Source organism: Pseudomonas fluorescens, assembly GCF_902497785.1.
Lineage (GTDB): Bacteria > Pseudomonadota > Gammaproteobacteria > Pseudomonadales > Pseudomonadaceae > Aquipseudomonas > Aquipseudomonas fluorescens_BO.
Genome location: NZ_CABVHK010000006.1, coordinates 224,342 through 247,854, shown reverse-complemented (window position 1 = coordinate 247,854; position 23,513 = coordinate 224,342). Strand labels below are relative to the sequence as shown.

The 23,513-nt window shown below is 60.6% G+C and carries 20 protein-coding genes; 10 read left to right on the top strand and 10 right to left on the bottom strand.

Annotated elements, in window-relative coordinates:
• The first annotated feature begins 2 nt into the window (after positions 1–2).
• The 4 genes from F8N62_RS11385 to F8N62_RS11365 all read left to right on the top strand — a co-directional run bounded on the left by F8N62_RS11385 (position 3) and on the right by F8N62_RS11365 (position 2,868).
• Positions 3–740, top strand: a complete 738-nt coding sequence (locus tag F8N62_RS11385; RefSeq protein ID WP_150711049.1) for a substrate-binding periplasmic protein — start codon at positions 3–5, stop codon at positions 738–740.
• A 294-nt stretch (positions 741–1,034) separates the two neighbouring features.
• Positions 1,035–1,652: a GTP cyclohydrolase II gene (gene ribA / locus F8N62_RS11375; protein ID WP_150711047.1), complete on the top strand. Its 618-nt coding sequence runs from the start codon at positions 1,035–1,037 to the stop codon at positions 1,650–1,652.
• Positions 1,649–2,068, top strand: a complete 420-nt coding sequence (locus F8N62_RS11370; RefSeq protein WP_150711046.1) for an MFS transporter — start codon at positions 1,649–1,651, stop codon at positions 2,066–2,068. The genes ribA and F8N62_RS11370 overlap by 4 nt, the downstream gene beginning before the upstream one ends.
• A complete protein-coding gene (locus tag F8N62_RS11365) occupies positions 2,068–2,868 on the top strand; it encodes a cobalamin-binding protein (RefSeq protein ID WP_150711045.1) in 801 nt (266 codons plus the stop codon). Before F8N62_RS11370 ends, F8N62_RS11365 begins: the two co-directional genes overlap by 1 nt.
• Before the next feature lie 132 nt (positions 2,869–3,000).
• On the opposite strand, the gene F8N62_RS11360 is transcribed toward F8N62_RS11365, so the two are convergent.
• The 5 genes from F8N62_RS11360 to F8N62_RS11335 all read right to left on the bottom strand — a co-directional run bounded on the left by F8N62_RS11360 (position 3,001) and on the right by F8N62_RS11335 (position 9,557).
• The gene (locus F8N62_RS11360) at positions 3,001–4,884 is read right to left on the bottom strand and encodes a TonB-dependent receptor domain-containing protein (protein ID WP_150711044.1); all 1,884 of its coding nucleotides are present in this window, start codon (positions 4,882–4,884) and stop codon (positions 3,001–3,003) included.
• 149 nt (positions 4,885–5,033) lie between these two features.
• The gene (dxs, locus tag F8N62_RS11355; protein ID WP_150711043.1) at positions 5,034–6,932 is read right to left on the bottom strand and encodes a 1-deoxy-D-xylulose-5-phosphate synthase; all 1,899 of its coding nucleotides are present in this window, start codon (positions 6,930–6,932) and stop codon (positions 5,034–5,036) included.
• A 92-nt stretch (positions 6,933–7,024) separates the two neighbouring features.
• The gene (gene ispA / locus F8N62_RS11350) at positions 7,025–7,912 is read right to left on the bottom strand and encodes a (2E,6E)-farnesyl diphosphate synthase (RefSeq protein ID WP_150711042.1); all 888 of its coding nucleotides are present in this window, start codon (positions 7,910–7,912) and stop codon (positions 7,025–7,027) included.
• Positions 7,909–8,151 carry an exodeoxyribonuclease VII small subunit gene (locus tag F8N62_RS11345; protein ID WP_007894317.1) on the bottom strand — a complete coding sequence of 81 codons (243 nt, stop codon included), beginning with the start codon at positions 8,149–8,151 and terminating at the stop codon, positions 7,909–7,911. The genes ispA and F8N62_RS11345 overlap by 4 nt, the downstream gene beginning before the upstream one ends.
• A gap of 260 nt (positions 8,152–8,411) precedes the next feature.
• On the bottom strand, positions 8,412–9,557 hold the full coding sequence (locus F8N62_RS11335) for a Fic family protein (protein WP_150711041.1): 1,146 nt from the start codon (positions 9,555–9,557) through the stop codon (positions 8,412–8,414).
• Positions 9,558–9,836: 279 nt separating this feature from the next.
• Between F8N62_RS11335 and F8N62_RS11330 the strand changes: the two genes are divergently transcribed.
• Genes F8N62_RS11330 through F8N62_RS11305 form a run of 6 tightly spaced genes read left to right on the top strand, consistent with a single transcriptional unit; the run spans position 9,837 to position 20,008 of the window.
• Positions 9,837–10,628, top strand: a complete 792-nt coding sequence (locus F8N62_RS11330) for a YfaP family protein (protein WP_150711040.1) — start codon at positions 9,837–9,839, stop codon at positions 10,626–10,628.
• A gap of 51 nt (positions 10,629–10,679) precedes the next feature.
• Positions 10,680–12,377: a DUF2138 domain-containing protein gene (locus tag F8N62_RS11325; protein WP_150711039.1), complete on the top strand. Its 1,698-nt coding sequence runs from the start codon at positions 10,680–10,682 to the stop codon at positions 12,375–12,377.
• Positions 12,362–13,012, top strand: coding sequence for a DUF1175 domain-containing protein (locus F8N62_RS11320; RefSeq protein ID WP_150711038.1), 651 nt, complete (start codon positions 12,362–12,364; stop codon positions 13,010–13,012). The genes F8N62_RS11325 and F8N62_RS11320 overlap by 16 nt, the downstream gene beginning before the upstream one ends.
• Positions 13,009–17,574 carry an alpha-2-macroglobulin family protein gene (locus F8N62_RS11315; protein ID WP_150711037.1) on the top strand — a complete coding sequence of 1,522 codons (4,566 nt, stop codon included), beginning with the start codon at positions 13,009–13,011 and terminating at the stop codon, positions 17,572–17,574. Before F8N62_RS11320 ends, F8N62_RS11315 begins: the two co-directional genes overlap by 4 nt.
• Position 17,575: 1 nt before the next feature.
• On the top strand, positions 17,576–19,195 hold the full coding sequence (locus tag F8N62_RS11310; RefSeq protein ID WP_150711036.1) for a DUF2300 domain-containing protein: 1,620 nt from the start codon (positions 17,576–17,578) through the stop codon (positions 19,193–19,195).
• A gap of 3 nt (positions 19,196–19,198) precedes the next feature.
• Positions 19,199–20,008, top strand: coding sequence for a YfaP family protein (locus F8N62_RS11305; protein ID WP_150711035.1), 810 nt, complete (start codon positions 19,199–19,201; stop codon positions 20,006–20,008).
• A 58-nt stretch (positions 20,009–20,066) separates the two neighbouring features.
• Here the strand turns inward: F8N62_RS11305 and F8N62_RS11300 are convergent, their stop codons facing one another.
• The 5 genes from F8N62_RS11300 to F8N62_RS11280 all read right to left on the bottom strand — a co-directional run bounded on the left by F8N62_RS11300 (position 20,067) and on the right by F8N62_RS11280 (position 23,513).
• Entirely contained in the window at positions 20,067–20,384 is a 318-nt protein-coding gene (locus tag F8N62_RS11300) for a type II toxin-antitoxin system RelE family toxin (RefSeq protein WP_150711034.1), read from the bottom strand.
• On the bottom strand, positions 20,374–20,613 hold the full coding sequence (locus F8N62_RS11295) for a type II toxin-antitoxin system RelB/DinJ family antitoxin (RefSeq protein ID WP_039761862.1): 240 nt from the start codon (positions 20,611–20,613) through the stop codon (positions 20,374–20,376). The genes F8N62_RS11300 and F8N62_RS11295 overlap by 11 nt, the downstream gene beginning before the upstream one ends.
• Before the next feature lie 467 nt (positions 20,614–21,080).
• The gene (locus F8N62_RS11290) at positions 21,081–21,833 is read right to left on the bottom strand and encodes a helix-turn-helix transcriptional regulator (protein WP_150711033.1); all 753 of its coding nucleotides are present in this window, start codon (positions 21,831–21,833) and stop codon (positions 21,081–21,083) included.
• A gap of 226 nt (positions 21,834–22,059) precedes the next feature.
• On the bottom strand, positions 22,060–22,587 hold the full coding sequence (gene ppa / locus F8N62_RS11285) for an inorganic diphosphatase (protein ID WP_045061525.1): 528 nt from the start codon (positions 22,585–22,587) through the stop codon (positions 22,060–22,062).
• Between the two features lie 113 nt (positions 22,588–22,700).
• The gene (locus F8N62_RS11280; RefSeq protein WP_150711032.1) at positions 22,701–23,513 is read right to left on the bottom strand and encodes a zinc-dependent peptidase; all 813 of its coding nucleotides are present in this window, start codon (positions 23,511–23,513) and stop codon (positions 22,701–22,703) included.

Genomic DNA, 23,513 nt, shown 5'->3' with positions numbered 1-23,513 from the left:
GGATGGCTCGACGCTGGTTGGCGGTGATGGTGTTGGCGATGTTCAGCTCGCTCGCTCAGGCGGGGGAGGTCGAGGCGACACCGTCGGTGATTTATCTGGCCAGCGAAGACTGGGAAGATTACACCGCCGCCGACGGTCATGGCCTGGGCTGGGACGTGCTGCGCGAAATCTTCGAGCCGGCCGGCGTCAAACTGGACATTCGTACCGAACCCTATACGCGTTCCATCGGCCTGGCACAGCGCGGCGAAGTGGACGCTTGTGTTGGCGGCTATCAGGATGAAGTCAGCGATCTGCTGTATCCGTACTGGAACTTTGACACCGATCACATTTACGCCTTGGGGCTGGCCAGCAACCCAGCACCGACTCCACAGACGCTGGGCAATTACCGACTGGCGTGGGTTCGCGGCTACGATTTCCAGAAATACCTGCCGAACGTCACCCGTTACAACGAAGTCATCCGGCGCACCGGGATTCTGTCGATGCTGACCCACAACCGCGCCGACTACTACATTGACGCGCTGACCGAGGTGGATTACGTGCTCCGGCGGGCCAAGGATCCCTCGCAGTTCCAGCGCACGCACATCGCGGAATTGCCGCTGTACCTGTGCTTCGCCAATACGCCCAGGGCGCGGAAACTGATGGCGCTGTTCGATTTGCGGATGAGCGTGCTGGTGAAAAGCGGCCAGCTCAAACCGATCTTCGAGCGCTGGAAACAGCCGTATCCGTTCGCCCCGAACTGAGCACACATCCCTTGTGGCGAGGGGATTTATCCCCGTTCGACTGCGTAGCAGTCGTAAAATCAGCGCGCACGAGGTGCCTGATACACCGATGTAGCCAATTTTTTGGGGCGGCTTCGCCACCCAACGGGGATAAATCCCCTCGCCACAGGCTTGCTCCCACAGGGTAAAGTGGCTGCGCGGTGATCAAACTTTTAGATCGTTATGCCCCATAATTCAGCCTAAGCGTGCGTCGGAACCTGCTGTTACAATGCCGCGTCTGCGAATCTCCAGTACCTATAGATCAGGAGCACACCGGTGCCTGTCGTTTTTGTCGCCGCTTCCAAGCTGCCAACGCCTTTTGCGCAATTCACCATGCACGGCTTTCTCGACGAAGAAAACGGGCGCGAGCACGTTGTGCTGAGCCTCGGTGAATTCGACGACGGTGCCCCGGTACTCGGCCGCTTGCACTCCGAATGCCTGACCGGCGATGCCTTGTTCAGCCAGCGCTGCGACTGCGGCTCGCAACTCGAGGCCGCCTTGCAGGCCATTGCCCGTGAAGGCCGTGGCGTGTTGCTGTACTTGCGTCAGGAAGGCCGAGGCATCGGCCTGCTGAACAAAATTCGCGCCTATGAGTTGCAAGATGGCGGCGCCGACACCGTTGAAGCCAACGAGCGTCTGGGCTTTGCCGCCGACCAGCGTGACTACGCGATGTGCCTGCCAATGCTGCAACACCTGGGCGTGAATTCCCTACGCCTGATGACGAACAACCCGCGCAAGGTCAAAGCGTTGACCGACATGGGCATCGTCGTCACCGAGCGCGTGCCGCTGCACACCGGCCACAACCCGCACAACAAACTCTACCTGGCGACCAAGGCCAGCAAGCTCGACCACATGATGGGCAATGAGCATCAGGGCGAGGTTGACCGGGCGTGACCCGCGGTCAAGTGCGGCGGCGACTGTCCGTCAACTGGTGGCAATACCTGGCGCTGGCCTTGTTGCCGCTGTTCGTGATCAACGCGGTGTTTGGCCAGTCCGAGGCGATCCTGCCGGTGCTGGCGATGCCGTTGTTTATCGCTGGTGTCGCCTCGATGTTTGTCAGCCTGAAGTTTTTCGGTATCTACAAACACGCACTGATTGCGACCCAAAAAGCCCTCGACACCCCTGAAGAGCCCGCCGCGTGGATCGCGCTTGCGGCCAAGCGCCGTACAGCGTTGCTTGTCGCCGGCCTGCCAGCCTGGATCGGTGCAGTGGCGGTGTTCGTCGGTCTTGAAGCGGTGCCGCTGGTGCTGTTGGCGCTGTCCACCGCCGTGCTGTTCTACCTCTACCGTATCCCGCGTCAACTCGGCTGATGTACCGCATCGGGCTGGCGGTATTGCTGCTGGCCGTCACTGGCCTGGCCTCGGCTGTTGAACGGGTCGTCAGTCTCGCGCCGTCGCTGTCTGAAATCGTTGTGGAGCTCGGTTCGGCTGATCTTCTGGTCGGCGTGCTTGATGCTGGCGAGCGTCCCGCTGAACTCAAAGACCTGCCTTCCATTGGCCGCTACGGCCAGCTGGACATGGAGCGTCTACTCAGCCTGCAACCCGATCTGCTGTTGCTCTGGCCCGGCAGCGTCGGCCCGGCCCAGCGCGATCAACTGAACCGCTTGAACATCCCCACCTACGTTGCCGACCCCCATAACCTTGAACAACTGACCGCGCAAATCGAGGCGATTGCCACGCAACTTGGCCGACCCGAGCGGGGTGTTTCGTTGGCCGCCGATTTGCGCCAGCGCCTTGATTCGCTGCGCCAGCGCTATCGCCGGGATGAGCCGCTGCGGGTGTTTTATCAGGTCTGGGATAGGCCGTTGTACACCGTGGGCGGCGGGCAAATCATCAGCGACGCGCTGGACGTGTGCGGTGCACGCAATGTGTTTGCCGACCTGACGCTGCCCGCGCCGCAGGTCAGTGTCGAGGCAGTGCTGCAGCGTAATCCCGAGGTGATTCTGGCCGGTGATCAGGCGCAGCTTGATGCCTGGAAAGTGTGGCCGCAGGTGGCAGCCGTGGCGCACGGGCAATTGCGGTTGGTCACGGATAAAGGCCTCGAACGACCGAGTGGGCAGATGATCGAGGCGACTGCCAGGCTTTGCCAGATAATCCAGCCCAATCGCTGACCTGTGGTGAGGGGATTTATCCCCGTTGGGCTGCGAAGCGGCCCCCGAAGCCTGCAAGGACGGTGCAATTTATACGACTGCTCCGCAGCCGAACGGGGATAAATCCCCTCGCCACAGATGATCGAGTCGATTTTAAAGTTCCGGGGTCCACGTCACTCCAAACATCCACGCCCGACCTTCTTCGCGATACCCGAATTGACTGCCGTCATGGCTGTACAACGCCCGGCTGTAACCTTTATCCAGCAGGTTATCGACCTTCAGCTCAAGCTTGATCTCGCGATTCAACTCCCAACTGCTGCGCAACCCCAGCAGCGCATACCCGCCTAATGGCTGCTGATTGTTCTTATCGTCGTAGCTGTTGCTGACCGCTTGCCAGCTGGCGCCGAGCCCCAGCCGATCAAATTGCCGATCCAGATCCAGGCTCAACGTGCGCCGCGCACGCCGCGTCAACGTGTGGCCGCTGTCGCGATCGCGCGGGTCGATGATCGCCACGCCCAGGTTGCCCTGCCAGCCGAACAGCTCCTGCTTCAATGCCGCTTCAAATCCGTTGATGCGCGCCGAGGCAACGTTTTGCGGTCGGCTGTTACTGCCGAAAATAATCGCGTCTTCGAGGTCGGTGCGATACAGCGAGGCTTCGAGGCGGCTGGTGTCGGTCAACTGACTGCGCCATTGCAGCTCATAGCTCTTTGACGTTTCAGGCTTGAGGTCAGGATTGCTGAAATCCGGGTAATACAAGTCATTGAACGTCGGTGCGCGAAAGCCTTCGCTGTAGGTCAGCAGCACATCGTTGTCCGGGTTCAGCGGCAAGGTGAAGGTGCCGCTCCAGCTGTTCTGGCCGCCGAACTGTTGGTTCTGATCGCGGCGCAGGCCCAGTTCTGTCGAGAAACTGTCTGCCTGGTAGCGATGCTGAACAAACGCCGCGCGGTTCCAGCGACTGTCTTCATCGAATGCTGTGCTGCTATTGATGCGGTCCTGATACCAGTCGCCGCCGAGGATCAGGCTGTTGCGCGCATCAAGCGTCAGGTCGTTTTGCCAGTTCACCGAATCGCGGTAGGTGTTGAACACGCTGCGTTCGTCGCTGAGCTTGTCAAAGGTCTTCTCGCGGTTTTCGCTGTGGCCGAATTCGACGCGGGTTGTCCACAGGTCGTTGATACGTGCATCGACGTAACTGCTGACACCGCTGACGGTGAACTCGTTATAGGGCTGTTGCTGCACGGATTCGAAGGTGGTCATGTCGAAGCGGCCAAACGGGTTGTCGTAGGCGCTCTTGCCACGGTTATCCAACAGGTTGGCGCCGATTTCGACGTCATCGCTGAGGGCGTGACTCAGGCTCAGGCTCAACGATTTGTTGCGGTACTCATCGTGATCGCCATCGCTCGGGTAAGACTCATGGGTGCGATCGATTCCGGCTGTTTCGTCGAGGCTCGCCCCGAGGTTGAAGCGGGTCTGTTCATCGCCACCGGACAGTCCGACGCTGCGCTCCCAGGTTTGATTGCTGCCAAAGCCCAGATGCAGGCGCGGTTGCAGACCTGATTGCGCGCCACGACGGGTGAAGATCTGAATCACCCCGCCAATCGCATCGCTGCCATAAATCACCGAACGGGAGCCGCGCAGCACTTCCACGCGCTCGACCTGTTCAATGTTGATGTGTTGCAGGTTGCTGTCGCCGGAGGTCGAGTTGCCGATGCGCTGGCCATCCACCAGCACCAGGCTTTGTGCCGATTGGGTGCCGCGAATGTAAATGCCCGGCAAACTGCCGCGCCCGCCGGTTTGCCCGACTTGCACCCCCGGCACACGACGCAGCAGGTCTGTCACGCTACTCGGTTGCAGGCGGTCGATGTCTTCGCGGGTGAATACGGTGTTGGCAGCGCTGCTGTCGTTGCGCGCCTCGATCTGGCGGTTGGCGCTGATCAGCACGTCGGGGAGTTTGAGGGCTTGATCGCGTTCAAAGGTGTCGGCCAGGAGTTGGCCGGCTGGCAGTAGAGTCAGCGTGAGGGCGAGGCGGGAGAGATTCATGGATGATCCGAGGCGAATTCAGATACGACGCGCGCCGCTCCCGTAGGAGCTGCCGAAGGCTGCGATCTTTTGCTTTTTTCAGATTTGGAACCGCCGAAGGTCAAGATCAAAAGATCGCAGCCTTCGGCAGCTCCTACGCGGGTTCGGGTTTACAGATTCAGCAGTTGCAGGCGCTGGCGAATTGAGGTCTCGATCCCGGCCTCATCCAGACCACACTCCGCCAGCATCTGCGCCGGTTTGGCGTGCTCGACATAGCTGTCCGGCAAGCCCAGGTGCAGCATCGATTTGAGGATGTTTTCGCGGGCAAGGAATTCGCTGACCGCGCCACCGGCACCGCCCATGATTGCGTTTTCTTCAATGGTCACCAGCAACTCGTGGCTGCCGGCGATTTCACGAACCAACGCTTCATCCAGCGGTTTGACGAAACGCATATCGACCACGGTTGCATCGAGCCTTTCAGCGACCTTCAGCGCCTCGGTCAGTTGCACGCCGAACACCAGCAGGGCGACGTTTTTGCCCTGACGGCGGATCACACCTTTGCCGATCTCGATCGGCTGCAGGTCTTTGTCGATAGTTGCGTTCGGGCCGTTACCGCGCGGGTAACGCACGGCCGCCGGGCCGTTGTACAGATGCCCGGTAGTGAGCATTTTGCGCAACTCGTTTTCGTCGCTCGGGGTCATCACCAGCATGCCGGGGATGCAACGCAGGAACGACAGATCGAAACTGCCCGCGTGCGTCGGGCCGTCTTCGCCCACCAGACCGGCACGGTCGATGGCGAACAGTACGTCGAGGTTTTGCACTGCCACATCATGCACAAGCTGATCGTAACCGCGTTGCAGGAACGTCGAATAAATCGCCACCACCGGTTTCGCGCCTTCGCAGGCCATGCCGGCAGCAAAGGTCACGGCGTGTTGCTCGGCAATCGCCACGTCGAAATAGCGCAGCGGGAAGCGCTCGCTGAACGCCACCAGGTCCGAGCCTTCTTTCATCGCCGGGGTGATGCCCACCAGACGCGGGTCGGCAGCGGCCATGTCGCACAGCCATTCGCCGAACACGCCGGAATACTTCGGCCCACCGGCTTTTTTTGGCGCGGCGGCCGGTGCATCGACGGGTTCGAGTTTGGTGATGGCGTGGTAACCGATCGGGTCGACTTCCGCCGGGGCGAAACCCTTGCCTTTCTTGGTGACGACGTGCAGGAACTGCGGGCCTTTCAGATCGCGCATGTTGCGCAGGGTGGCGATCAGCGTTGGCAGGTCGTGGCCATCGATCGGGCCGATGTAGTTCCAGCCCAGCTCTTCGAACAACGTGCCGGGGACCAGCATGCCTTTGGCATATTCTTCGGTACGCCGGGCGATTTCCCAGGCGCCGGGCAGGCGCGACAGGACCTTTTTGCTGCCTTCGCGCATGCTCGCGTAAGTGCGGCTGGAAAGAATCTTCGCCAGATAGTTCGACAGCCCGCCGACGTTGCGCGAAATCGACATGTCGTTGTCGTTGAGGATCACCAGCATGTTGGCGTTCACTTCCGGCGCGTGGTTCAGCGCCTCGAACGCCATGCCGGCGGTCAGCGCGCCGTCGCCGATTACCGCAATGGCCTTGCGATCACTGTTTTGGAGGCGGGCGGCAATGGCCATGCCCAGCGCGGCGCTGATCGAAGTGCTGGAGTGGCCGACGCCAAAGGTGTCGTACTCGCTCTCGGAGCGACGCGGGAAGGCGGCGACGCCGTCCTTCTGGCGCAGGGTGCCCATGCGCTCGCGACGGCCGGTGAGGATTTTGTGCGGATAGGCCTGATGACCCACGTCCCACACCAGCCGGTCGTCCGGGGTGTCGAAGACGTAATGCAACGCGATGGTCAGCTCGATGACGCCCAGGCCGGCACCGAAATGCCCGCCGGTCTGACCGACCGTGTAGAGCAATTCCAGGCGCAATTCATCGGCCAGGGTTTCCAGCTCGGCTTCGCCTAACCGGCGCAGGCCGTCCGGCGTGTTGGCACGGTCGAGCAGGGGCGTGGTCGGGCGCTTGCGGGGAATCTCATGAAACGTCGTGGGCATCAGGCGAATCGTTATAGGTATAAAAGATGCGGCAGTTTACCTGATGCATCGCCCCCTGCCCACGCGTTGGTTTTAACTTGGCGGATACGCCATCAGCTGCGCCGGTCGACGATGTAACGGGCCAGATCGCGTAACGGCTCGGCCGCCGCGTCAAACGGTCGCAGCGCGTGCAGGGCCTGATCGCGCAGTTCCAGCGCATAGGCTTTGGCCGCGTCGAGCCCGAGCAAGGCCGGGTAAGTCGGCTTGTCGCGTGCGATGTCAGCGCCCTGGCGTTTGCCGAGGGTTTCGGTATCGCTTTCGACGTCGAGAATGTCGTCCTGCACCTGAAACGCCAGGCCGATGGCCAGCGCATAAGTCTGCAAGGACTTGAGTTCGTCTTTCTCGGCACGGCCGCTGGCCAGAGCGCCGAGTTTGACGCTGACCTCGATCAGCGCGCCGGTCTTGTGCCGGTGCATGTATTCGAGGGCTTTTTGATCGAGCTTCAGACCGACCGAGCCAAGGTCGATGGCCTGACCACCGACCATGCCCGCCGGGCCCGCTGCCAACGCCAGTGCGCTGACCATTTGCAGACGGATCTCGGCGTTCGAGTTGCTCAGGCGCGGGTCGAGCAGGGCGCTGAACGCCAGGCTCTGCAAGCCGTCACCGGCGAGAATCGCGCAGGCTTCATCGAATTTCTTGTGGGTCGTCGGTTGGCCGCGACGCAAGTCATCGTCGTCCATCGCCGGCAAATCGTCGTGAACCAGCGAGTAAGCGTGGATCAACTCCACGGCGCAGGCCGCGCCATTGGCTTGCTCGGCTTTGCCCCCCAACGCTTCGCACGCTGCGTAGGCCAACAGTGGGCGAACGCGTTTGCCGCCGTTCATCACGCTGTAGCGCATGGCTTCGTACAAGCGCGCCAGTTCGGGGCTCGGCGCGTGGAACAAGGTTTCCAGTGCCGCGTTGACACGGGCCTGGCTGGTCGCCGAATACGCTGCAATCATTCCGGCTGATCCGCGTCGAAGGGTTCCTCGGCCAGCTCGCCATCACGCTCGAGCAGCACTTGAACCTTTTGCTCGGCCTGAGCCAGCGCCGCCTGACAGTCGCGGGTCAGCCCGATGCCCTGCTCGAAAGCGGTCAACGAGTCTTCCAGCGACAATTCGCCGTTCTCCAGCCGCTCCACCAGCGTTTGCAGGTCAGCGAGGGATTGTTCGAAATCCAGTGCAGCTTTTTTGCGGGCCATGGCGGCTATTTCCGGTTGACGTTAAACCGGCGCGACACTAGCAGACATGGGGGTTATGGGCAAATGAGCGGGGGTGTTTGAAACCGCAATATTGGGGTTAAAGCAAACCCTGTGGCGAGGGAGCTCGCTCCCGCTGGGCCGCGAAGCGGCCCCAAAATCATACGCCGTGTTTCTTCAAATACACCGCATTCAGTGGTTTGCGACTGCTGCGCAGTCGAGCGGGAGCAAGCTCCCTCGCCACAGTGGTGTGTCGCAGCAGATTAGTGTGTTGAGTCATCGGGATGGTTGATTTGATAACGAGTACTGCGCCCGCCCCCCGGCAGCCGTTGCAGGCAGCCTTTCTCCATCAACTCTGCCAAATGACGAGTCGCGGTAGCCTTCGACACCTTGGCCACAGCCTGATACTGAGCTGCGCTGATCCCGTCCGCAAAACCGCGTTCCCCACCATCGAGCAGCCGATTAAGGACCTTCACCTGTTCGGCGGACACTCCAGACTCCCGATGCGCCTGCCAGAACCGCGCCTTGCCCAGCACCGATTCAATCCGCGCCATCGCCTGCTGCAGGCTGCGCAGCAAGGTTCGCAGAAACCATTCGAGCCATTCAGTGATATCCGACGTGGCTTTCTGACTGTTTTCCAGTACCCGGTAATAGCCGGAACGATCTTCAAGAATGCTCGCCGACATGGCATAAAAACGAATGGCTTGCGCTTCGCCCTGAGCCAGCGCCAGATCGGTGATGGTTCGCGTCAGACGGCCGTTGCCGTCGTCGAAGGGATGCAGCGTCACGAACCAGAAATGTGCAATACCCGCCCGTAGCAATGGATCGAGATTCGCTTGTTCTCGGCTGGCTTCAAACCACACCAGAAAAGTATCGAGTTGCCTTTCAAGGCCCCTGCGCGGTGGGGCTTCGAAGTGGACGGTCGGCCGGTCGAGCCGTCCGGACACCACTTGCATCGGATCATCGCCGCGTAGTGCGCCGATACGGATCGGGCGGGCGGCGAGGGCGGTGTCCTGTTCGGGAAAGAGCCATTCGTGCCAATCCAGCAGGCGCGATACTGTCAGCGGCTCGGCGAAATGCTGAGTGGCGTCGAGCATTAATTGAGCCAGACCTTCGCTACGCTTGCTCACTTGATCGCTAGCAACTGGCTCTAAACCCAAGCGACGCGCCAGCGACGAACGCACCGAACCGACGTTAAGTTGCTCACCCTCGATGGCAGAGGACGTGACGATATTTTGCAGCAAGACATCCAGCTCGCTTTGCGTGCTCAGCGAATCGCCCACCGAACTGGCCATGCCCATCAATCGCCCTTGCGCCTGTACGCAGTCGCGCAGCAGGGGGGCCAAACGCTCGGCTTGCCAGTTGAAATTCGGCCACTCAGGCTTTTGCCAGATCCAATACGGTTCCATGGGTTCGCTTGCTCTCACAGGGATGAGCCGATTAGGAATGCTATTCGGCTCATGGGGTGAGCCGAATATGGCTCTTATTCGGCTCACCGTCTAGTCAAGACTCGTGACATCTCCCGCAAATTAAGATGTATCCGATTGTTAAAGTCCGGCCTTCTTGCCAAACTTCGCGCCTTCTACGACCCATTGGTCACGGGTCTTTCTGACGAAACGCAGTTTTCACATCTGTAACGCGCCGAGGATCAGGCGCAAGGTTTTGTCATGCATGGCAGGAGGCATCACATGCGTTTATTTTTTTTAGTGCTGATAGGACTGGTCTGCGCGACCACTGCCTGCGCCGAGCCGACGGCTGAATTGTCGGAACCGGTGGGCGGCTGGCGTTTTAACGGTCTGCTCGACCGCAGCGAAAACCCGCGTGTCGCCTACCCCTCGCCGCCCATCGACCGGGGCGTGCAGCGCAATCGCACGATGATCGAAGGCCAGCTCAAGGCCATCGGCGCCCAACGCGGGCCGCACACGCTGGCGGTCAACGGCAATCCTCTGAATCTGTACACCGACGACGCTGGGCGTTTTGCCCGGCCGTATGCCTTCGGCGCCGGTTCCAACAGCGTCGAAGTGCGCAGTGCCGAGGGTCAGTCGCTCAAGCGCGTTCAATTCTATGAAGCCAACAACCTGCGCACCCCGGCGCGGATTCGCGTGGTGCTGGGCTGGGACGATCCGAAAGCCGAACTCGACCTGCACATCATCACTCCCGACGGCCAACACGCGTTTTGGGCTCGCCCGGCGATGAGCAACGGTGGTGGCCTGGATCCCGATGGCGTCGATGGCCCCGGCCCGGAAATGTTCACCATGACCGCGCCGCTGCATGGCACCTATCTGGTTTACGTGAACTATTGGGGCAACTTTGGCAGCGGCGGCTATAACTTCGAGGAGACCAGCAACCAGAACGAGGTCATCACCTCGCAGATCAACCTGGTGCTCAACGAAAACACCGTCGACGAAAAACGCGAGACCTTCATCGTGCCCCTGCGGGCGATCGGTGACCTGCTGCTGGTCAAGACTTTCAACTATTAAGCATCCCGCACCACGGATGAATTGCTGAGCTTTGGGAACATGAGCGTGAACATGAGCGATAACACTGTTACTCCGGCCGCCAAACCTTCACGTCGCTGGCCGGCCGTGCTGATCGGGCTGTGCCTTGTCGCCGGCGTAGCGGCCGGTCTGGGCTGGTTCATGCAAAAACCCAAGGCACCGGCGGCGCAATTGGCCAGCGACAAACTGGGCATGAGCCGCCCGGACGGTTTGCTCGAAACCCACTCCTTGAGCCAATTGCCCAAGGATTTGCTGGCGGTGCCGTTCCTCAAGGAAACCCTCACCGAAGATTTCGTCTTCTATTACGAAACTCATGTGGATCGCCTCGGCTTGATCGGCAGTCTGCGGCGAATCATCTATGAGCATGACCTGAAACTGCAGGACAGCCTGATCGAACAGCTCTTCGATCAACCGGCCGACGTAGCGCTGTGGCGCGGGGCCGATGGTCGGCTCAAGGATTTTCTGTTGGTGATGGATCGCGGTGGACTGGCCAAGGTGCTGGAGCCGCTGGCCAAAGTGGCACTGGATGATACGCAGCTGACCCAGCTCGGTGAAATCAAGGTCGCCGGCGATGCGGTGCCGCTCTATCAGCTCACCTACAACAACAGCAAAGCGCTGGTGTTCGCCTCCCATGGCGACAAACTGGTGGTGCTGTCCAATCCTTCGAAGCTGTATGACAGCGGTCACGGCCCCACCGACGAGCGCGGTATGGTCTCGATTCAATCGCTGGAAGCACTGCTCGGCGGTCAGAAACTGTTCCCCGAAGCGTTCGGCCTGCAACCCCGTGCGCCCGAAGTAAAACAACGCCTTTCGGTCAATTCCAGCGTCCTGGCCATGGGTTACCAGCGTTTCATCCCGAACTTCGCCGGCCTGCGCTTCGACATGGACGACAAGGGCTGGCACAGCTTTCTCGCCATGGACGAACTGGAAAACCAACCGGATTTCGACTTCAAACCGATCTGGCAAGCCATGCCGATGGGTGCCAGTGCTTGCGTGGCCTTGCCGTTGGCGGCCGAACAACAGAAGCCATTGCTGGTGAAACTCGGCGCCGAAGACAGCGTGGCTCAATCCCTGACCGAACACATGGCCGGTGCGGCGGGGCTGTGCTGGTACGCCGATTCGCGGCTGTACACGCCGCTGTTGGTGGCCAGCCTGAACGACGATGACAGCGCGAAGCTCGATGGCGATCTCGGCAATTTGTTCGGCTCGATGGTCGGCGCCTACGAAGGCAATGTCGAAGCGCACGCATTCCCGGTGGTCGAAAAACAGGAAGGCGAAAATCATCAGTGGACGCGTCAGGTCAGTTCCAACTTCGGCCCCTACAAAGCCAAGGATGCCGAGAACCCGGACGCAATCAGCGGCAAGGCCTTCATGAAAGTCAGCCTGGCGCGACACGGTTCGACGCTGCTGTTTTCCCTCGACGACAAACTGGTGGACAAGGCCCTCGGCACCCTCGACAAACGCTTTCCGCCGATGGCCGACGTGGTGCCAAAAGACCTGCTGATGCCGGTCTACTTCGGCCCGGATTCCATGGCGCAGCTGATGCAACAGGAAACCCTCGACAGCTTGCCGCAGGACATGGAACCGGTGTTTTACAACGCCGCGCAAACCTACCTGATCCCGAAACTGCGCACCCTCGGCGGCTACGGAAAATACGCGCTGACCTTGCCCGAAGGCAGCGAGCCCGACGGCCACTGGCAGTGGCTGCCGCTGCAATGGAAGGCCCTGTGACCGCACTTATCCGAATCCTCGGCCTGCTGGCGATGTTGCTGGGCAGCCGCGCTTTTGCCAGCGAAACCGCGGCGCTCGATCCGCAGCAATCCCAGGTATTCCGCGCCTGGTTCGTGCGCATCGCCCAGGAACAGCTGACCCAGGGCCCGAGCCCGCGCTGGTATCAGCAGGACTGCGCCGGGCTGGTGCGCTTCGCCGCCAACGAAGCGCTGAAAGTCCACGATGATAAATGGCTGCGCAGCAGCGGCCTGTCCAACCGTTACCTGCCGCCCGAGCTGCAATTAAGCGAAGCGCAACGCGGTCTTGCCCGGCAATGGCAGCAGGGCGGCGGCAAGGTCGGGCCGTACGTCAATGCGATCAAACTGATTCAGTTCAACAGCCATTTGGTCGGTCGGGATGTGGCGCAAGCCCGGCCCGGCGATTTGATGTTTTTCGATCAGGGCGACGACCAGCACCTGATGATCTGGATGGGTCGCTTCATCGCCTATCACACCGGCACAACCACTCCCACTGACAACGGCATGCGATCCGCGAGCCTGCAACAACTCATGACATGGAAGGACACCCGATGGATACCCGACGCAGCCAACCCCAACTTCATCGGCGTCTATCGACTGAACTTTCTCTCCCAATGACCGGTGCCCGCATGCTGCGTTTTCTGTCTCTTCTGTTGGTGTTAGTAGTCCCTTTTTCGGCGGTGAATGCCGAAGACACTGTCGAGCCAAGCGGCTACACGCCGGTGGCCGGTGAAAGCTTTTTCCTGCTGGCCGACAGCAGTTTCGCCAGCGATGAACAGGCGATGGTGCGCCTCGAAGCACCGGGTCGCGACTATCGCCGCTTCCGCATGGAACCCTACGGTGGCGCCGACATTCGCGTGTACCGCATCGACAAACCGCTGGATTTCCTCAAGCGCCAGAAGAACCTGCACCGCGTGGTCAGCGACGGCCAGTTCAAGGGCGAAGGCCTGTCGAACACCCTCGCGTACCTGTGGGACAACTGGTACCGCAAATCCCGTCGGGTGATGCAGCGGGCGTTTTCCTACGAGTCGCGTAAACAAGTCACCGAGGAAGTGCCGGAACTGAAGATGGGTACCGCGATTGCTGCGCCAACGCCCTACGACGCGCAACCGCAATTCGCGCTGATTCCGGGCCTGCCGGTGGTCAGTCAATTCCGTTACCCACTGTGGCAAGCCAAACCGATCCAGCCGCCTGAGGGCGTGAACCTCGCCGGTTCTTCCAGCGAATTTGTGACTGTCGCGCCGGGCAACGTGTACATCCCGTTGGGCAATCTGAAGCCAGGCCTGTATCTGGTGGAAGCGCTGATCGGCAAATACCGCGCGACCACCATGGTCTTCGTCTCGAACACCGTGGCCGTGAGCAAGATTGCCGGTGATGAACTGGTGGTCTGGGCCGCGCGCAAACACGAAGGCAGTTCGGTGCCAAAGGTGAACGTGCTGTGGACCGATGGCCTCGGCGTGATGAGCAGCGGCGCCACCGATGCCGATGGTTTACTGCGTCTGAAACACGTCAGCCCCGAGCGTTCGTTCGTGATCGGCGAGGACGAAGAGGGCGGGGTGTTCGTCTCCGAAAACTTCTATTACGACAGCGAAATCTACGACACCAAACTCTACGCGTTCACCGACCGGCCGCTGTATCGGCCGGGGGATTGGGTGTCGCTGAAAATCATCGGTCGCGAGTTCAAGAATGCTCGCGATTCGGTGCAGCCGACGGCCGCGGACGTCAACGTCACGGTGCTCGATGCCACCGGCACCGCGCTGCAATCGCTGGCGCTGAAACTCGATTCCAAGGCCGGCACTCAAGGTCGATTCCAGTTGCCGGACAACGCAGTGGCGGGCGGTTATGAGCTGCGTTTCAGCTACAAGGATCAGGCCTACAGCAGCGCCTTCCGCGTTGCCGAGTACATCAAGCCGCACTTCGAAATCTCGTTGAACCTGGCCAAGCAGGATTACCGCACCGGCGAACCGGTGAAAGGCAGTCTGGTGCTGCTCTACCCGGACGGCAAACCCGTGGCTGACGCCAAGTTGACCCTGAGCCTGCGCGCCCAGCAACTGTCGATGGTCGACAACGAGCTGCAATACCTCGGGCAATTCCCGGTGGAATTGACCAGCACCGAACTGACCACCGACGCCAACGGCAACGCGACCCTCGACCTTCCGGCCGCCGAAAAACCGAGCCGCTACATGCTCACTGTCTTCGCCAGCGACGGCGCGGCGTATCGGGTCAAGAGCACCAAGGAAATCCTCATCGACCGCGGCGCCGCGAGTTTCCGTTTGAGCGCACCGCAACGCTTCAGCGCGGTGGGCGACAAGGTCGTGTTCAGTTATCTGAATGAAGGCGGCAGCGAGCAGAGCAAAGCCGTCACGCCAAGCAGTTACGGCTGGGTGCGTCTGGAAGACCAGAGCGTCGGCGAAGGCAAACTCGCCGCGACGGATAAAGGCTTCACAGTCGCCTTCGAGCGCCCGGGAACGTACAACCTGACGTTGAAGGACACGCAAGGTCGCGTAGTCGGCGCAACGGGTCATTCAGTCACCGGCGATGGCGTCAAAGCAGTGCCGGGCACCGTGGAAATCGTCCTCGATAAACCCGAGTACAAGGCCGGCGATGAAGCCCTGGCGCTGATCACTTTCCCCGAGCCAGTCAGCGATGCGTTGCTGTCGCTGGAGCGCGACAAGGTCGAGGCCACGGCGCTGATGTCCAAGGGCGGCGACTGGCTGAAGATGGAAAAACTCAGCGACACCCAATACCGCGCGCGCATTCCGGTGAAGGACAACTTTGCGCCGAACCTGACGTTCTCGGTTCTGTACACCAAGGGCGGTCAGTACAGCTTCCAAAACGCCGGGATCAAGGTGATTGCGCCGCAAATTGACGTGGCCATCGCCACCGATAAAGAGGCCTATCAGCCGGGCGAGACGGTGTCGGTGGACCTCACGACGCAGTTCGCCGGCAAGCCGATTCCGGCGCACCTGACGGTCAGCGTGGTCGATGAAATGGTCTACGCGCTGCAACCGGAAGTCGCGCCGACTATCGACCAGTTCTTCTATCACCCGCGCCGCAACAACGTGCGCACCAGCGCGAGTCTGTCGTTCATCAGCTACGACGTCGCGTTGCCGGGCAGCCCCGGTGCACCGGGCAAAGCCAACCGCAGCGAGCGCGGCGTGAAAGTGCTGGAGCGGCCGCGCCGTGAAGACGTCGACACCGCCGCGTGGCAGCCGGAACTGATCACCGACGCCAACGGGAAAACCCGCTTCACCTTCAAGATGCCCGATTCGCTGACCCGCTGGCGCATCACCGCGCGAGCCATCGCCGATGACGGTCAGGTCGGACAGAAAAAGCAATTCGTACGCTCGGAAAAACCGCTGTATTTGAAGTGGAGCGGGCCAACAAAATTCCGTGCCGGCGATAAGCCGGAGCTCGGCGTATTCGCCTTTAGCCAGGCCGAGAAACCGGTCAAGGCTGAGCTGGTGATTCATTACGCCGGCGCCGAACAGCGTGTCCCGGTGACACTGAACAACGGCATCAACTACATCGCGCTCCCGTCGTTCGCGCTGACCAATGGCGAGTGGACCGCCGAACTGGTCCAGAACGGCAAAACCGCTGATGCCTTGGCTGTGCACCTGAGCGCGACCGGCGAAGGCTGGCAGGTCACGCAAAGCCAAAGCCTGGACGTGGCCAGCGGTGATACGCCGCTGACCTTGCCGGCAGACGCGACGGACATTCGCCTGCGACTGGATGACAGTCCGCAAGCGCTGTTCCGCTCGGCGCTCGATGATTTGCTCAGCTATCCGTACGGCGGCGTCGAGCAGACGGCCAGTCGTTTGCTGCCGCTGAGCATCGCGTACCCGACGCTGGCGTCGAACCCGCAGGTCCGCGATCGCCTGCGCCTCATCATGCAAAACAGCCGTCTGCGCCTGGTGCAAATGGCCGGGCCGTCGGCGAGTTTCACCTGGTGGGGCATGGACGGTGAGCCGGACGCGTTCCTCACGGCCTACGCCTACTACGCCGACTGGCACGCCAGCAAAGCACTGGAATTGAGCCTGCCGCCGGAGCATTGGCAGCGGGTGTTGGAGGTCTATGCGAAGCAGGCCAAAAACACGCCGTTGTTGCAGCGTGCATTGATTCTGTCATTCGCCAGACAGATGCAGTTGCCGGTGAATACGCTGCTTAGCGGCTTGATGGATGACCTGTCGAAAGCGGGCGAGGGCAATGACGCAAGCCTGATAGAGGACGGCGAAGACAGCATCGTCATGAGCGATCCGGATTCGACGCTCGGTCTGGCGGCGGCGCGGGCGTTGACCGCTTCCCTTGCGCGTCAGTCCAAGGTGGTTTTGCCTGAGGCTTTCAATCGTCAATTGCCAGATGCACAACAACGCCTGACCGTGAGCTCGCAGCCATTTGCCGAAGCGTTGAACCTTTCGCTGCAAAGCTTCGACCAGGCTCATGCGCAAGCCTTGTTGCAACGTTTGTTGCCACAGCAATCGACGCTGGAGCGCGCACTGGCGCTGACCTGGTTGCAACGCAGCATCGAGCAGGCCTCGCCGACCATTGCGCTGGCACCGGGTGAAGGCTGGAAGAAACAACACGGTGATACCGGCGAGATGTACTGGACTTGGCAGGGTGCTGCACCTGTGCCGGCCATGTTGTCGCTGACCGGGACGCAAGAGCGCCCGTTGCGGGCGGCGTTGAGTTTCCAGACCACACAACCGCCGGTTGATCCGATGGCAGTGACCATCACCCGTCGCTTGTCGCGTCTGGTGCCGGGGGATGAGGCGTTCACCTTCAAACTGGAGGCAGTCGGCAGCAAACCACTGTCCAGCGACAGCCTGTACCTGGACGAAGTGATCATCACCAGCAAAGCCGCGAAACCACTGCGTTACGGGATGATCGAGGTGCCGCTGCCGCCGGGCGCCGATGTCGAGCGCACGACGTGGGGCATCAAGCTGATGGGCAAGGCCGGCACCGAGCCGACGGCGTTGGAGAAGGCGCGTTTTGAACCGGGGCAGATGGCTTATGCGATTCCAGTCGATGCGCTGAGCGGCGAATTGCGCTTGCGCCACTTGGTGCGCTTCTCGCAAAAAGGTCAGTTCAACCTGCCGCCGGTGCGTTTCACTCAGGTTTACGCACCACAGCATCAGGCTCAGGAACAGAAACCGGCGCTTGGCCAGGTCACGGTCAACTGACATGCCCCGCCGTTTGCTCTGGTGGTGGTTGTGCTTGATTCCCGCGCTGGCGACAGCGCAGGACGAGCCGCTACGACTGGGCTTTAAAGGTGAGCTGATTGGGTTGAGTCGGACACAGGTGATTTCCCGCGAGCCGCTGCCTGCTGATTTGCAGGCGCCGTTGGGCAGTCTGTGGAAGTTGTTTGTGTACGGCTGGCTGGTGGATACCGGCGCTCGCGAACCGGCTTACGAATGTCGCGGACAGTCGAAAGAAGAAGTGTATTGCTGCACGGCTGGCGCCAGGATCGAGCGCGATCAGGCGTTGGTGAAGTCGTGCGGTTTGTATTTTGAGCCTTCGCGCTTGGGCATTGCTGACGCTGATTGGCGGCCGTATTGGCAAGCGCGGCAGGCGCCGGCGTGGCTGTTGGACTTGCCATCGTTGCAGCCGGCCACGCGCGTTTCCGTGGCTGAATTGTTGAAGGCGCTGGCCGTGATGCCGGCGCAGGATCAGGCGCGGCGCGTGCTGCTGGACGTGGTGCTGAACGCCGCTGACGGCAATGTCGTTGGCGAACTCGGTGGCCGTTTGCGAGTGAAAACCTGGAGCTGGCTGGGGGATCAGGATCCGTCGTCGCGCCAGGGCGGGTTTGCCGGGTGGCTGGCGGATGGCACGCCGATCTGGGCCGGTGGGCGCGGCACCAGTCAGATGGTTTTGCGCGATTACGCTCAGGCGTTGTCTTCGGTGTTGCCGGTTGAGTGGCCGGTGGACGCGGGGCGCTGCGTTGAAGTGGGACTGTTTTCACGCTATCCGGTCAGGCGCGTTCTGTCGGGGGATCGCGAGGTTTCATCGGGTCCCTTGCAGGGCGATTTTCGCGTCGAATTCTCGAATGGCAACCAGCTTGATATCCACAGCGACGGCGAATTGTTTTTGCTCAAAGATAAACTCGTCGCCCGTCTGGATCGCGAGGAATATGTCGCCCGTGTTCTTCAGCGCGAGGCCAAACCTGAACCGGCTGAAGCGGCCAAGGCCCTGGCCATCGCCATCCGCACCTACCTGCTGCAAAACGCTACCCGCAACGGCGAGTGCATGAGCATCGAAGACAGCAGCAGCCGTCAGCGCGTCGCCCCGCGCCCAGCCACTGCCGAATCACGCAACATTGCAGCCTGGACCAGTGACCTTGTATTGGCCGGCAGCACCGTCACCTACCACTCCGACCAACCCGGCCCGGACAAACTCTCCTGGCAGCAAGCCGTCGAACAAGCCAACGCCGGCCAACGCTACGACGCCATCCTGCTGCACGCCTACCCGCGCGCCAGCCTCAGCCGCTGGGACAACCCCGTCGCCTCCTGCGAAGCGCTGCCCGCTGCGCAAGACTGGCTACACACCCAACGTCGCGGCTGGCGCCAACGCCTGGAAAACGAAATCGGCTACAACGACGTCAGTACCTTCGCCGTCTGCCGGCTCTCCTTCGGTCGCCCCTATGTCGACCGCGAACGCCAGCGCATCTACGTGCGCGGCGTGCTGTCGCTGCAAGACCGCCTCGACCTGACCCACGAATACCTGCACCTGGCCTTCGAAGCACACCCCAACGGCCAGGATGAAACCTACATCGAAGGGCTCGCCCGCCACCTCTTGCTGGAATAGGCCATGAAACTCCGTTATCCACAGGTCTTCCTGTTCCTTTGTTCTGTTTGCATATTGCCAGCGACGCTGGCCGCCGCCGCGAACCTCGACACCCCGGTCGGTGGATGGCGCACCGGCGCGTCCGAAGGTGAAGGTGAAAACTTCCGCCAGACCGTCAACTACCCGGCTTCCTCAGTGAACACGCCGCCAGGACAGGCCAACACCGCACGCATCACCGGCCAGATCAACGCCACGCCGAAGTCCACCGAACCAGGCCGGTTAATCGTCAACGGCGTCAGCATGCCGCTCAAGATCGACCCGGCCGGCCGCTTTGACCGCCCATTCTCCTTTCCCAACGGCAGCAACAGCGTCGAAGTCCGCAGCCCCGACGGCCAACAGCGGCGTCGCACCCAATTCCTCAACAGCAGCGGCGGTGCCACCCCGGCGAAATTGCGTGTGTTGTTGGCGTGGGACAGCGACGGTACAGATCTGGACTTGCACCTCATCACACCCGACGGAGCGCACGTCTGGTACGGGGATCGGGTCGTGCCCAATGGTGCGGCGCTGGATGTTGACGTGACCACGGGGTACGGCCCGGAAATCTTCGCTATGCCGGCGCCGATCAAGGGGCAGTATCTGGTTTATGTGAACTACTTTGGGGGTGGGTATCGGAGTGATGAAGAAGGGCAGGAGGACGCGGTTCAACCGCTGACCACGGCGCAGGTGACGGTGATTACCGAGGAGGGGACGCCGAGCGAGAAGATGGAGACTTTTCTGGTGCCGATGCGGGCGGTAGGGGAGTTGACGCTGGTTAAGGGGTTTAGTTATCCGTGAGGCGGTCACGTGTGACAGCGGTGCTGACACTGTCAGCTTTGTATTTGTCGAAGCTTGGTTACGGCAAATTCAATGAATCAGCAGGTTGCTGACTAATTCGGTCCTGCGCATCTTGGTAAGCAGCTTCACGTTCGCGCTTTCCGATGGCAACCACGAAAACCACCACTTCCTGATCGAGAACCTGATAGATCAGCCGATAACCGGCGCTACGCAATTTGAGTTTGTAGCAGTCAGGTAGTTGGCGAAGACGATTGGCTTCAATGCGAGGGTTCTCGAGTACTTCAGCAAGCTTCTTCTTGAACTGCTGGCGCAACGTGTCGCCCAGTTTGTTCCACTCTTTCAGCGCGCGACGATCAAATTCGAGGCTATAGGTCATCCAGACTTACCTTGACTCGCTGAGGGGAGGCAAGGCGTTCAGTGACCACAGCGATGAGAGCTTCATCCTCTTCGCTGAGTAGTGCAGCTTTGAAAGGTAACTTGCCCCGTTCCGCGACGTATTGAAGGGTTTGGCGCAGAAGCTCGGAGGGCGTTACCCCAAGTTTTTCCAGCTCGGCAAATGAACGCTGTTTCAGGTCATCGTCGATGCGGATGTTGATGGAAGCCATGGTGAGAAGCCTGTAATGACGTTTGTCGTTACAGTAGCAACAGGTCCCTAGGCCGACAACCCCTGACTCAGTGTTTTCAGACGACAGGTGTGCTTTCTTTCGGCATTAAAAAGCCGGCTTGTGGCCGGCTTCTCGGGGACTGGCTTGGTTCATTTTTGGTAAACCGCGCCAGCCTTCAAAACGTACACCCGGATCTTGCGTCCGGCTGTGGGACTCGGCGAGAAAATCATCTGCCTTGTCGGTGCGATCAGTGCCGCGGGGCGGGGTGATGCGCAAATGTGGGGCGCAGCATACTGATTTTTTTGGGGAATTCCCAGTGTAGTGTGCGGGTAGAGCTTTGCGGTGGATCGGGGAGCGAGTAGCGGATTCAGCATAAATGGTGAATGTTCTGCCGTTTCGCGGGCAAGCCCGCTCCCACAGGTTCTGCGCAATCTATGAGGGCAGGCTCTCTCGAAGAATTTGCGGGGTCACAGGAAAGGTATCGGCGGCCGGCGCTTGTTGAGCGTGGAGCACCAGAAGACCCATCCCAACACCCTGATGTTTTGTTCTTCGATCTGTGCCGCCCTGAAGGTCTCGTCCGGGTATTCGGCGCTATTGTGGCTGCGCATGCGCAGTCCGTTCCCCGGCATCCGGTGCAGGTATTTGATGCGCAGCATTCCGTCGTGTTCGATCGCGTAGATTTCGCCGTCAACGATTTGCGTCAGGCCACGATCGATGGCGATGGTGGAGCCGTCGGCGATTTTCTCGGCCATGCTGTTGCCGATCATCTGGGCGCAGATGGCGTCCGCGTGGTTGATTTCCAGGGAGTCGAGGTGGCTGCGTGGCAGGCGGATGGGTTGGCTGTTGTCTTCGATGACGTGGGTTTTGCTGGAGCCGGGTGCGACAGGTTTTTCTTTGTAGAAGGGCAGTTCGACGTCGGTGGGTTCGATGACGGTGTAGATGCCGCGCAGGGCCTGGGCATCGAAGGTGTTGCCGGTTTCGCTGACGAGGCGCAGGTGCCTGGCGTCTTTCGGGCCGTCGCCGGTTTTGAGCCACTCGCTGTTGACGGACAGTTTCAGCGCGACTTCCTCTATGCGGTAGTCGGGCACGCCGCGGGTGTACCAGTTGTGGACGGTTTGGGCATTTTCGATTTTCAGGATTTCGGCGAATCCTGTCGTCGTGACGTCCGCCGCTTTCAGCAGCAATTTGAAGCGCGCACCGCAGGTTTTATTCTTTTTCATAAACACGAGTCTACGGGCCTGGGACGGGGCTTTGAATAAACGACTCGTTCAAATTACGCGGGAAATTTGCGACGCTTTGTAAGACGTATCGAGTAAAAATTAAACAAGAAAAACCGTTTTGCCGGAATGTTAAACAGCCCGTTTAAAACCTTTCCGGCGCGCACAAAAAACCCCGGATCAACCGGGGTTTTTCTTGCAGCTTGCAGCTCAACGCTGACAGCTGGTTTTAGCCTTTATAGGCAGCAACCGACTTCATGATCTCGGTGCGAGCCGCTTCTGCGTCGCCCCAACCTTCGATCTTCACCCATTTGCCTTTTTCGAGGTCTTTGTAGTTCTCGAAGAAGTGCTTGATCTGTTCCAGCAGCAGGGCTGGCAGGTCGGTGTATTCCTTCACGTCGACGTACAGCTGGGACAGCTTGTCGTGTGGGACTGCGATGACTTTTGCATCGCCGCCGCCGTCGTCGGTCATGTGCAGGATGCCGACCGGGCGCGCGCGGATGACCGAACCTGGGGCTACCGGGTAAGGCGTCACGACCAGCACGTCGAGGGGATCACCGTCGTCAGCCAGGGTGTTCGGGATGAAACCGTAGTTGGCCGGGTAGAACATCGGGGTGGCCATGAAACGGTCAACGAACAGGCAATCGCTGTCTTTGTCGATTTCGTATTTGATCGGCGCGTGGTTGGCCGGAATCTCGATCGCGACGTAGATGTCGTTCGGCAGGTCTTTGCCAGCCGGAATCTTGCTGTAGCTCATTGGGCGGTGCCCCCGTTAGTTGACCAAAAACACTTGGCCGGATTGACCAAAAAGTGGCGGCGATTATAGGCATATTCCGCCGTTGATGCCACGTACCAAGGGTCGTAGAGACCTTAGTCGCGTGCCTGATAGACCGGGTCTTCGGCCAGAAGTTGCCGCAGTCGGGCCAGTGGGTCCTGGCGGTAAAACAGCTTCAGCTGTTCATACACCTGAGGATACGCCTCGTGCAACAAATCCGGGGCGCTGAAGAAATATTCGCTGGTGACGGCAAAGAATTCGGCCGGGTTCTCCGCGGCGTAGGGGTCAATGGCGGTTTCGGCGTCCGGGTTGCGCTCCAGTTGCCGGTCGAGGTCGTCGTAGGCCTCTTGCATAGCCCGCGCCCAGTCGCTGATGCGCATGTCGGCGTGCAGCGGCGGCAGGCCGTTGGCGTCGCCGTTGAGCATGTCGAGCTTGTGTGCGAGTTCGTGGATCACCAGGTTGTAGCCTTCCCAGCCACCACTGGCCATCACGCCGGGCCAGGCGAGGATGATCGGGCCTTGCTGCCAGGCTTCGCCGCTGTGTTCGCCGTCCCATTCGTGCTCGACACCGCTGGCGTCGCGATGGCGCTGGGGGCTGAGGAAGTCGTCAGGGTAGAGGACGATTTCGTGAAAACCCTGATACCAGTCCAGGTCGCCCAGGTTCAGCAAGGGCAACTGGGCCTGGGCGGCCAGCAGCAAGCGCTGTTCTTGGTGCAGTTCGACGCCGGGCAGGGCGGTCAGATGTTTATCGTCGAGGAACAGCACGCTGGCTTCGCGCAACCATTGGTCGTCTGCGGCGCTGATGCCGTCGAGAAAACTGAGGTGGAGGCGCACCCGCTGCCACAGGTCATCGGCAATCGGGTGTCTGGCCAGGATGCGCCGGCGACGCCAGGCGCTGAGCGACCACAT